Source organism: Candidatus Nomurabacteria bacterium, assembly GCA_023898425.1.
GTDB lineage: Bacteria > Patescibacteriota > Patescibacteriia > 2-12-FULL-60-25 > 2-12-FULL-60-25 > HK-STAS-PATE-2.
The window spans coordinates 179385-188541 of record CP060222.1 but is presented as its reverse complement, the minus strand read 5'-3'; the positions used below and the strand labels follow the sequence as shown (position 1 = coordinate 188541).

Sequence of the window (9157 nt, the reverse complement as noted above, 5' to 3'; positions counted from 1 at the left end):
TTGGAGCAGCTACGTTTATTCTACCGTGTGGATTTACTCAGTCTATGCAGTTCTACACCTTAACGACTGGAAGCTTTTTTAAAGGAGGCTTAACCATGTTCGCATTTGCTCTTGGTACACTCCCTGTTTTAGCATTATTAAGTTTTAGCTCACTAGGCATTCACAATAAAGGTCAATCGAGTATTTTCTTTAAAACCGTTGGACTTGTTGTTATCTTCTTCGCAATCTTTAATTTATTGAGCGCGCTTGTAGGCGCTGGTATCATTGATCCATTCTTTACCCTGACACTGCTTTACTATGAATAAAGTTCTTATCGGCTCAATCCTCACAACCGTTATAGCCGTTGGCGGCCTCATTGCCCTCGCAACCAGCAGCCCAACAACAACGAATACAGCAACACAAAACAATGTTGTCTATGCTAACAACAAACAAACGATCGCTATTACAGCGAAGGGCGGCTATACACCTAGGTTAACCGAAGCAAATGCTGATACCCCTACAACAATCAATATCACCACGAATGGTAGTTATGATTGCTCAACGGCCTTTACTATCCCGAGTCTAGGTATTCGAGAGAATCTTCCTCCATCAGGAATAACAGCTATTGATATTCCTCCGCAAAAATCAGGAACAACGGTAAAAGGTCTTTGTTCTATGGGGATGTATTACTTTACTATTGCATTTAAATAAAAATGCATTGCTCTGACATTCTTGTCTCATCATCTTACACAAGATATTATAGAGAAAGAATATTAATCATTGAACTATTTAACATCGTATGAGTGAAAAAAATGCCATCCTTTACCGAAGCTCCAAGCATTGAGGAATCCATAAAGATTAAAGCGCATGAACTTGCACAGATGGTGCGCTTCTTGGGCAGAATGGACGACGTCGATAGTATGTTTAACGACCTAGCTGACTGGGCTGAAGGTAATAATCTAGATAACCCGGATTTAGAAAAAACTACCCCGGTTGGACGGCTGAAGATTTTAAGAAACTCCTAAAAGAAAGCGGCACCTCCGTTGAATATATACGTTCACGAATCGGCTAATAGCATGTGAGAATAAAAAAACATCCATCTTATAGGCGGATATTTTTTATTTCAGATAGCTCTCCATTCTAACAAAGTGACAGGTATATCCGCCAGGGTTCGTTTGTAAATAATCTTGATGTTCGGGTTCTGCTTCTGTGAAGCTCTTAAATGGCTCGAGCGAAGTCACAACAGGATCCTCCCATTTACCTGATTTGTTTACGAGCTCAATAAAATCCTCTGCTTCTTTCTTTTGTGTCTCATCAAGATAAAAGATCGCCGAACGATAGGATGTACCGATATCATTACCTTGGCGGTTTAACGTGGTTGGATTGTGAATACGAAAAAAGAAATCCAACATTGCACGATAATTTGTCTTTTCAGGATCAAAGGTGATTTTTAATGCTTCTGCATGACCGGGGTGATTCTGATAGGTAGGGTGTTCATTTTCGCCACCGGTGTATCCTGTAACGGTATCAATAACACCTGGAAGTTTACGAAAAAGCTCTTCCATCCCCCAAAAACATCCGCCCGCTAATATCGCTGTTTGTGTTGTAGACATAAAATAAGGATAACACCTACTCACCTAATGACGAATACCCAGAATAAATGGCCGAAATAACTGTGTCAGAATACCCACGATGATGAGAAGCCCACAATAAAGCCCAAGCGTCTGCACAAGTGTAAACGGCACTGATGGTAATGCGCCCAATAGCACCGCGCAGAGCCAAGAAGTAACAGATATAGATCCTGATAACAGCATAAAGCTGCTCCGTTTTTTAAATGTCGATGACTTAGGCATATTTTTACCTGCATGACGCTTCATGTGCGGAATATGATAGGTATGAAACACAATCCCGTTCAAAATGATCACGAGCACGATACTCATCTTCGCGATAAACTTGACTGAGTTTAGCAACTCTTCTGGACGTGCAAGAAACATCGCAATACCTGACAATACCAATAACCCTAATCCGAGCCAAACCATCACACCTGCGGTATTTAATAGCTTGATCTCATCATCAGATAAAACTCTATCACGCGCTGAGCGCAAAAAGAGCGCATCGCTTACAAATGCTCCGCCAGCACCGATAGCTACACCGAATAGATGACCGATGACTAAAATCAAATGCATATCACGCAGAGAATATCACGTGACGACAGCCTTTAACAGCAATACACCCTAGAAACCTGTGTTAGGGGTGCTCGCTGGTGAAAAACAACAAAATACGCTAGCCTGCCACTCATGACCCCTGCAACACCCTCAACTCCCCACGTATCCAAAGATCCACTTCATGGCAAAACCCTGAAAGCGATTCTTGAATTCCTCGTTGATAAATACGGCTGGGAGGAGATGGGTCGACGCGTCAAAATCCACTGTTTTCAGACAGATCCAAGCATCAACTCAAGTCTAACGTTTTTACGCAAAACTCCATGGGCTCGCCAAAAGGTAGAAGCCTTTTATCTCATGGCCACCGGAAACGAGGTTCACCCGCTAGATTTACCGCTTGATCCAATTGAGCTCGATTAACCATCTTACGCTATCGCAATGCTACCGTTACCGTATAGCTATATGAGAACCATGACATGAACAACTCATAAAAACCTCCGTATTTACGGAGGTTTTTATGAGAATGTAGACCTTTTTATAAGTCCCAAATGATGGGCAATACCCCTACAAAAGGTTTGTCCCCAAACAGTACATCAGCAACTCCTTGTCCTTCACTTCCAGGGAGCCAGGCGGCGATGACCGCGTCCCAATCTTTCACAAAGTCTTTGATATTTAACGGTCTACCAGAAACAATAACAACCACCACTTTCTTGCTAACACGTTTAAGCTTAGCAATTGTCATCAAATCTTCTGAAGAAAGCGTTGGACTCTCAATGTCTCCCCAGCCTTCTGCGTACGGGCGCTCTCCTATAACGGCGATCCCTATATCTGCTAATCCAGACGTCTCGGCAAAATCTGCCACAAGGCTATATTCAACTTTTGTTGATGATGAAACCTTATCCTGAATACCCTTAAGGATTGTGGTCCCCGGAATCCAGTTACCATCAATCCCCTGCCATTCAACGGTCCACGCTCCAGATTGCATCCCGATATTATTCGCCGCAGACCCAGCAACAAAAATCTTCGGCGTTTTCTTAGAGATCGGAACAACCTTGTTATTTTTAAGCGAGACAAGTGATTCGCTTACTGCTTTTTGAGCAAGTGCTCTATGTTCTATTGTGCCGATATCACTAGCTTGCTCTAGCAATACTCCATCAAATAAACCAGTTTCAAATTTTGCTTTTAGGATTCTACGCGTCGCTTCATCTAGTCGCTCCTTGCTGATGTCGCCATTTTTCAAGGCGCGCTGCATATCATTAGAAAACGTTTTGTAATCAAACGGAAGCATCACCATATCAACACCTGCATTTATTGCTTTTACAAGCGCCTGATAATTATCCGTCTCATTTTCATAAACCCCGTACCAATCAGAAACAACAAAACCCTTGAAACCCAATTCATTTCGTAATACATCCGTCAAAAGATATTTATTAAAAATAACTTTTTCTCCGTTCCACTGATTAAGGCCAACCATTATCGACTGTGCATTCGCCTCGATCGCCGCACGAAAAGGTGTGAGCTGCGTCTGACGTAACGCAATATCCGAAAGCGTTACATTTCCTTGATCGATCTTAAAATCTTTATTCGTTGAGCTCCCCACTCCGTCGCTCCGTTGCCTAGATAGTGCTTTGCCGTCGCAGCTACTTTTAGACCCTCATTATCAAAAGATTGGATTCCTTCTACAGAAGCCTTGCCTAGAGTGCTGACGTTTGATGGATCTGAGCCAAACGTTTCATAAACACGACCCCAACGCATATCTTGCGCAATATCTACATTAGGAGAATAAACCCAGTTAACTCCTGTTGCAGCAGCTTCTTTGGCGGTCGCATAAGCAATATCTCTAACAAGATCAGCGTCTTTGCTCGCACCTAAACCAATCGCATGCGGAAAAACGGTCGCTCCAGGCACATTGGTATGACCATGAATCGCATCCACACCATAAAACAAAGGTATACTTAATCTCGTCTTTGTTGCCTGCTCTTGAAAATCCTTTACCATCTGAAACCAACCTTCAGCCGTATTCGACTCAGGTTTAGCACCAGCACCGCTCAAGAGCGCACCAAGTCCATATCTCGCAATGTCCTCGGGGTTATGAATACTGTTCTTCTCAACCAATGCCAACTGACCTATTTTTTTTCTGTCGTCGTCATCCGACTCAAAAGATCATCTGTTCTTTCATCAAAAGAAAGTGCATGATCTTGATAAGGAAGATCTTTAGGATGACATGTACCGCTCTGACAAAACACCACGTACTGTTCAGAGCGAGTCTTCGGTAAGAGCTCAAAATACGCAAGAGCAAAAGAGAACATCATCCCAGCCAGCCCCACGGTAATGACTGTTAAAATGATTTTTTTCATCTCTCTCAAATGAGCCTTGCTGACTTTTGACATATTGTTTGGACTATATCATGTCCGCTACCTAAAAACTCTTAGAGATAGAACCTCTTAATTGTGCTAACGATATCCGTCTTTGCAAGCTCTCCGCCTTCAATGCGATCAATAATCTCTTGTGGACTCATCCAGCTCGCATCAGAATAATCGTCCGTATTATAATCTGGATCGCTGTCTAAAGTGATTTCATAGACCATTTGAAAACAATGCGAACCTTCGTTTGGCGTCAATTTACCAAGTACACGCCACGGAATAACCCGAAGATCAATATTCAGCTCTTCGCTCGTTTCACGAAAAAATGACTCTTGGTAAGATTCTCCAGCTTCAACATGTCCTGCTACACTATAGTCTAATGCATTCGGATAGATCTTTTTTGTGGCTGTGCGACGTGGGATCCAAATATTGCCTTCTTTATTTACGACAAATCCATGAAAAACGCGGTAATTATGGAGCCGCTGTTCGTAAATTTCTCTTCGAGAAAGCTGACCGGTTATTTGGTCTTGATCATCCACCAAATCTAGTATTTCTTCGTTCATATGAGTGTTTTGTTTATATAATAATTTCACCATCTCTTGGGCGTGAACCAAAGCTTAACACTCGTATCGCCCCGAGTATAATCCACTAGAATCTCATCACCTTTTTGAATAGCTTTGTTTGCGGTGATACGTAAGACACCAGCTTCATAATCCTGTAGATACGTAGCATTATTTTGAAACGAATGATTATACAAACTAGCGTAACCAAGTGCGATAGCAGCCCCTGCATTCCAACCAAAGTAGTAGTTAAATAACTCGGTCGAATCCAAAGAGGTAAAGGTTTCTTCGGATAAAGAAATAACAGGGCATTTTCAATAAGTTCGTCTTTCTTGAAATTGCGCGTCGCAAACACGCCGTAACCCTGTATCGCTTCTATATATTTGATCTCGATTGCCGGAGGAATAATTGCGTTCATATTATGTCGTTTGGTAATTCGCGATTATCTAATGGCAGACCTACCAATACTCTCCCCTACTAAATGCCCTGTTGCCCATGAAGCCTGAAGGTTGAATCCGCCTGTAAAACCATCGATATTGAGGATCTCTCCAGCAAAGTAGAGGCCTGGAGAAATTTTAGATTCCATCGTGCTCGGATCTACTTCATCAAGACTCACGCCACCAGCCGTTACAAACTCATCACCGGCATCGCGACCAATCACGGTGAGCGGGATATTTTTGAGCCAGGTGATTATTTCGGCGAATTCTTTTTTGAAACTTCATTGGCACGACGATCAGACAAGACTCCTGTCTCTTGGCAAACAACTTGCACCAACGATTTTGGCAAAAGAATATCAAGCACATTCGCTATCGATTTTTTGGATGATTGGTGACAGCCGTCATAAGACGTGCAGATAATTCTACGGATGTTTCGTTTGAAACAAATCTATCGTTACCGAGAGCGGCTCCTGCGGACCATAAGGCTCAAAGGCAACAAGTGACGAAAGCGCAAAAACCGCTGGACCACTCACGCCGCGATGCGTAAAGAGAAATGGGCCCGTGAACGTGGTTTTCTTTTCGCGATGTGCAGTAAAAGTCGCCTGCTCGAATGATAGTCCTGAGATGGTTTTTGGCCATTGTTCTTTTGTCGTAAACGCATTCAGACTTGGAGCAAGTGGCGTGATTGTATGACCTAACTCCATCGCAAACGCATACCCATCCCCGTCGAACCTGTGTGACGATAGGCTTGACCGCCTGTTGTTAAAACAACGTTATCGACGATTATCGGCGCTTGGTCATCCTTAAAAGAAATCTTATAGCCAGCTGAATCTTTTTCTACATGAGTCACTTGCGCCTTTAGCATAATGCGAACACTTGAATCACCAAAGAGATCTTCGAAGGCTCGCACCACATCCTCACCATTATTCGACTGCGGAAAAGCTCGCAAATCCTCTTCAATCTTCATCGGTACCCCATGTGCCTCAAACCAGCTATAAACTGCCTCAGGCGAAAAAGCATACATCGCTTTTGATAAAAACTTTGTCCCACGAGGATATTTTGTAAGAACCGTTCGAATATCGCGAATACCTGTTGTGACATTGCATCGTCCTCCACCAGAAATAATCACCTTCTTGCCTAACCCATTATTTTTTTCAATCAACCAAATATCCGCTGAAGGATTCGTCTCCATCAACGCCGCTGCCGCCATAAGCCCTGCAGCTCCCCCGCCAATAATCGCAACTTTCATTTCAGGGACACTATCACGGGTTAATACATAATTAAAGGAGTACGCTTTTCTCTATCATACGAAAATCACCCTCTCGAGTAATCCTATGGTAATTATTAGCGCAGAGCATCATCAAGCAATGTCTTATAGTTTACCTAACTCTTTTAAGTCACCATCAGGGAGATAGAGAATAAGTATACCGATAATAATACCTCCAACGACGGTAAAAAAACTATTACCGTTAAAGAAAATCTTGTCGACATAGTCGAGCGCATACCATAGCCCTCGCCAAATAAGGAGTATTCCTAAGGCGATCGAAAATTGTCTCACGAGCTTTAGAATTTTATTCATACGCTATCTTGACATCCAAGCGAGAATTGCAAAAGCAAAAACGGTAAAACCAAACAAAAAACCTATTGTCGCCATCAGTAGTGAAACAGCCTCTTTCTTTTTGCCATCAAGATACCAAAGAATAGGTCGACCCAAGATAAGCGAGCCCGTGACTGAAGCTGAGAGCACAAACAAAAGCAGCATCGCAACCGGAATAATCACGGTGCCTTCTGCCTTTGATCCAAATACCTGAGATGCATGAGAAAGAAACACCGCAACAAGCGCGATATAAAGCGTAGTGCCCGTGGCATTAAGTCCAGCAAGAGTCGCAATAGATTTATTCATATAAGATTACTATACAACCGTAAACAATATTTGGCGACAACATAGAGTCATGGTCTAGACCCTGAATCATCGTAAAAACCCACACAAAAAATCCACGGACAAATCCGTGGATTTTTTTGGCAGGGCGGAGGGAGGAATCGAACCCGCGCTAGCGGTTTTGGAGACCGATGTACTACCATTATACGACGCCCCTATCTGTTCTTTTGCCGGATGAGAATAGCCTATCACCAACAATAAATCAACCTATTACTCATGCCAGGCATTAAAACCACCCTCAAGACTTTTGACGTTCGTATAGCCCATATTTTGTAGATCTTCTGCGGACAATGCAGATCTTCGCCCTGCGGCACAGTGCAAAACAATGAGCTGGTCTTTTTCTTTTGCAAATCATCAATTTTCGCCCCTAACTCCCCCATTGGTAGTAAAATAGAGCCTTCGATATGACCTGCAAAAACGCATAATCTCTACCTACCAGAAGATATTATTTTGCTACGTACGCTGCCTACTCGTCCGAACGCGCGTTAACGAAATAGCACGAACTATTTTGCTCTTTTCCGACTATCTAAGTAGCCTCGAACCCTGTTTGTGGCTACTTTTTTGTCCTTTTGCTCAATAACTGCTAGCCTGCCCTCATGATTACGTTTGTCAAAAGTGGCACCACCACCGAACACCTCCCAAAAGGCAATAAACCACAAATTGCCTTTATTGGTCGTTCTAACGTTGGCAAGTCCTCACTTATCAACCACCTCGCTGGTCAAAAGCAATTAGCGCACTCAAGCTCTACCCCAGGACGTACGCGCACGATTAATGTCTTTGATGTCGACAAACGCTATTTTTTGATTGACCTCCCAGGCTATGGCTATGCCAAGGGCCGAAAAACCGCAGGCTACTTTTTTGATGACATGATTGGTGGCTATCTCGAAAACAATCCCCTCCTCAAACTGGTCTTTGTGATTATCGATGCGCGACTCGGTCCAACCGAACTCGATCAACAAATGCTTTCGTTTTTACAAGCCGAGAAAATTCCATTTGCGATTATCGCGAACAAGGTGGATAAACTTACGCACTCAGAAAAACTAAAACTAAGAAAAGAGCTTGAGGCAAGTTATGCCGGACTCAATGTCGTTATGCATTCAAGCACAAAGACCTTGGGTAAAGGAGATGTTCTTGATTTAATTGATAAGCATCTTTAAGCTAACGAAAGATACTCTTACTAAAGGAGAATTCTGATGTTCACGGTTCCGGACTCACCTGTTATTACCGTACCTTCTTATCGCCAAAATCTCGGCACAACTCCCCTAATATTTTTGGCTGGTCCTATCAAAAATGCGCCAAATTGGCAGGCGGAGGCTATCAGTATTTTCTTGGCTATGAAGCCACAACCGACTATCGCTAACCCTCGAGGATCTGATCCGTGGCACGGCGACTACAAAGCGCAAGTCGATTGGGAGCGTCTACACTTGAATCATGCCTGCAAATACGGCGTTGTACTGTTTTGGATGTCACGCGAGGCATCACATGATTGTCGACGAAGTTACGCCCAAACAACACGCATCGAGTGGGGGCGTGTATTTGAACGCTTTCTCAACCAAGGAGCGCGTATTGCGATCGGCGTAGAAACTGGATTTTCAGGAGAAAAGTACATAAAGGATATGATAGATACTGAGGCTCCTGCTCTACGCATCAACTCCGACCTTACAGATACTTGTTACTCGGCTTTCAATTCTCTCAAGAGCTAGCCCTGCTAAAAACC

At 43.2% G+C, this 9157-nt stretch carries 18 protein-coding genes and 1 pseudogene; 6 read left to right on the top strand and 13 right to left on the bottom strand.

What is annotated here, in order from left to right; all coding sequences use genetic code 11:
* Positions 1-17 precede the first annotated feature (17 nt).
* The 3 genes from H6759_01080 (at position 18) to H6759_01070 (ending at position 1004) form a co-directional block, all read left to right on the top strand.
* The gene (locus H6759_01080; protein USN53018.1) at positions 18-305 is read left to right on the top strand and encodes a sulfite exporter TauE/SafE family protein; all 288 of its coding nucleotides are present in this window, start codon (positions 18-20) and stop codon (positions 303-305) included.
* Entirely contained in the window at positions 298-690 is a 393-nt protein-coding gene (locus tag H6759_01075) for a cupredoxin domain-containing protein (protein USN52657.1), read from the top strand. The genes H6759_01080 and H6759_01075 overlap by 8 nt, the downstream gene beginning before the upstream one ends.
* Positions 691-791: 101 nt before the next feature.
* Positions 792-1004: a hypothetical protein gene (locus tag H6759_01070; protein ID USN52656.1), complete on the top strand. Its 213-nt coding sequence runs from the start codon at positions 792-794 to the stop codon at positions 1002-1004.
* Between the two features lie 93 nt (positions 1005-1097).
* Here the strand turns inward: H6759_01070 and msrA are convergent, their stop codons facing one another.
* Both msrA and H6759_01060 read right to left on the bottom strand, forming a co-directional pair.
* Positions 1098-1592: a peptide-methionine (S)-S-oxide reductase MsrA gene (gene msrA / locus H6759_01065; GenBank protein USN52655.1), complete on the bottom strand. Its 495-nt coding sequence runs from the start codon at positions 1590-1592 to the stop codon at positions 1098-1100.
* A gap of 24 nt (positions 1593-1616) precedes the next feature.
* Entirely contained in the window at positions 1617-2165 is a 549-nt protein-coding gene (locus H6759_01060; GenBank protein ID USN52654.1) for a hypothetical protein, read from the bottom strand.
* Positions 2166-2276: 111 nt separating this feature from the next.
* Between H6759_01060 and H6759_01055 the strand changes: the two genes are divergently transcribed.
* Entirely contained in the window at positions 2277-2561 is a 285-nt protein-coding gene (locus H6759_01055; protein USN52653.1) for a DUF2132 domain-containing protein, read from the top strand.
* Positions 2562-2676: 115 nt separating this feature from the next.
* Here H6759_01055 and H6759_01050 read toward each other — a convergent pair whose 3' ends face one another.
* From H6759_01050 to H6759_01000, 11 genes and pseudogenes are all read right to left on the bottom strand, one after another.
* Positions 2677-3741, bottom strand: coding sequence for a glycoside hydrolase family 3 C-terminal domain-containing protein (locus H6759_01050; protein ID USN52652.1), 1065 nt, complete (start codon positions 3739-3741; stop codon positions 2677-2679).
* Positions 3693-4262: a hypothetical protein gene (locus tag H6759_01045; protein USN52651.1), complete on the bottom strand. Its 570-nt coding sequence runs from the start codon at positions 4260-4262 to the stop codon at positions 3693-3695. Before H6759_01045 ends, H6759_01050 begins: the two co-directional genes overlap by 49 nt.
* A gap of 5 nt (positions 4263-4267) precedes the next feature.
* Entirely contained in the window at positions 4268-4498 is a 231-nt protein-coding gene (locus tag H6759_01040; protein USN52650.1) for a hypothetical protein, read from the bottom strand.
* Between the two features lie 71 nt (positions 4499-4569).
* On the bottom strand, positions 4570-5067 hold the full coding sequence (locus H6759_01035) for an NUDIX domain-containing protein (GenBank protein ID USN52649.1): 498 nt from the start codon (positions 5065-5067) through the stop codon (positions 4570-4572).
* Positions 5068-5093: 26 nt separating this feature from the next.
* A pseudogene (locus tag H6759_01030) lies at positions 5094-5482 on the bottom strand (SET domain-containing protein-lysine N-methyltransferase).
* A gap of 24 nt (positions 5483-5506) precedes the next feature.
* A complete protein-coding gene (locus H6759_01025) occupies positions 5507-5758 on the bottom strand; it encodes an NAD(P)/FAD-dependent oxidoreductase (protein USN53017.1) in 252 nt (83 codons plus the stop codon).
* Positions 5759-5923: 165 nt separating this feature from the next.
* A complete protein-coding gene (locus H6759_01020) occupies positions 5924-6205 on the bottom strand; it encodes an NAD(P)/FAD-dependent oxidoreductase (GenBank protein USN52648.1) in 282 nt (93 codons plus the stop codon).
* Positions 6196-6750 (bottom strand): NAD(P)/FAD-dependent oxidoreductase, encoded by a 555-nt coding sequence (locus H6759_01015; protein ID USN52647.1) that lies wholly within the window; start codon positions 6748-6750, stop codon positions 6196-6198. Before H6759_01015 ends, H6759_01020 begins: the two co-directional genes overlap by 10 nt.
* Before the next feature lie 123 nt (positions 6751-6873).
* Complete coding sequence (locus tag H6759_01010; protein ID USN52646.1) at positions 6874-7080, bottom strand: hypothetical protein; 207 nt, start codon at positions 7078-7080, stop codon at positions 6874-6876.
* A 3-nt stretch (positions 7081-7083) separates the two neighbouring features.
* The gene (locus H6759_01005) at positions 7084-7404 is read right to left on the bottom strand and encodes a hypothetical protein (protein USN52645.1); all 321 of its coding nucleotides are present in this window, start codon (positions 7402-7404) and stop codon (positions 7084-7086) included.
* A 246-nt stretch (positions 7405-7650) separates the two neighbouring features.
* On the bottom strand, positions 7651-7767 hold the full coding sequence (locus tag H6759_01000) for a hypothetical protein (GenBank protein ID USN53016.1): 117 nt from the start codon (positions 7765-7767) through the stop codon (positions 7651-7653).
* Positions 7768-8036: 269 nt separating this feature from the next.
* On the opposite strand from H6759_01000, the gene H6759_00995 reads away from it, so the two are divergent.
* Together H6759_00995 and H6759_00990 are read left to right on the top strand one after the other, a co-directional pair.
* Positions 8037-8597 (top strand): YihA family ribosome biogenesis GTP-binding protein, encoded by a 561-nt coding sequence (locus H6759_00995; GenBank protein ID USN52644.1) that lies wholly within the window; start codon positions 8037-8039, stop codon positions 8595-8597.
* A 36-nt stretch (positions 8598-8633) separates the two neighbouring features.
* Positions 8634-9143, top strand: a complete 510-nt coding sequence (locus tag H6759_00990; protein USN52643.1) for a hypothetical protein — start codon at positions 8634-8636, stop codon at positions 9141-9143.
* Positions 9144-9157: the final 14 nt, after the last annotated feature.

Bases quoted from the DNA above. Each gene is read 5' to 3' on its own strand.
- H6759_01055 (USN52653.1), top strand. From the start codon at position 2,277: ATGACCCCTGCAACACCCTCAACTCCCCACGTATCCAAAGATCCACTT.
- H6759_01015 (USN52647.1), bottom strand. From the start codon at position 6,750: ATGAAAGTTGCGATTATTGGCGGGGGAGCTGCAGGGCTTATGGCGGCA.
- H6759_00995 (USN52644.1), top strand. From the start codon at position 8,037: ATGATTACGTTTGTCAAAAGTGGCACCACCACCGAACACCTCCCAAAA.
- H6759_01070 (USN52656.1), top strand. From the start codon at position 792: ATGCCATCCTTTACCGAAGCTCCAAGCATTGAGGAATCCATAAAGATT.
- H6759_01005 (USN52645.1), bottom strand. From the start codon at position 7,404: ATGAATAAATCTATTGCGACTCTTGCTGGACTTAATGCCACGGGCACT.
- H6759_01060 (USN52654.1), bottom strand. From the start codon at position 2,165: ATGCATTTGATTTTAGTCATCGGTCATCTATTCGGTGTAGCTATCGGT.
- msrA (USN52655.1), bottom strand. From the start codon at position 1,592: ATGTCTACAACACAAACAGCGATATTAGCGGGCGGATGTTTTTGGGGG.
- H6759_01010 (USN52646.1), bottom strand. From the start codon at position 7,080: ATGAATAAAATTCTAAAGCTCGTGAGACAATTTTCGATCGCCTTAGGA.
- H6759_01035 (USN52649.1), bottom strand. From the start codon at position 5,067: ATGAACGAAGAAATACTAGATTTGGTGGATGATCAAGACCAAATAACC.
- H6759_01040 (USN52650.1), bottom strand. From the start codon at position 4,498: ATGAAAAAAATCATTTTAACAGTCATTACCGTGGGGCTGGCTGGGATG.
- H6759_01020 (USN52648.1), bottom strand. From the start codon at position 6,205: ATGGAGTTAGGTCATACAATCACGCCACTTGCTCCAAGTCTGAATGCG.
- H6759_01075 (USN52657.1), top strand. From the start codon at position 298: ATGAATAAAGTTCTTATCGGCTCAATCCTCACAACCGTTATAGCCGTT.
- H6759_00990 (USN52643.1), top strand. From the start codon at position 8,634: ATGTTCACGGTTCCGGACTCACCTGTTATTACCGTACCTTCTTATCGC.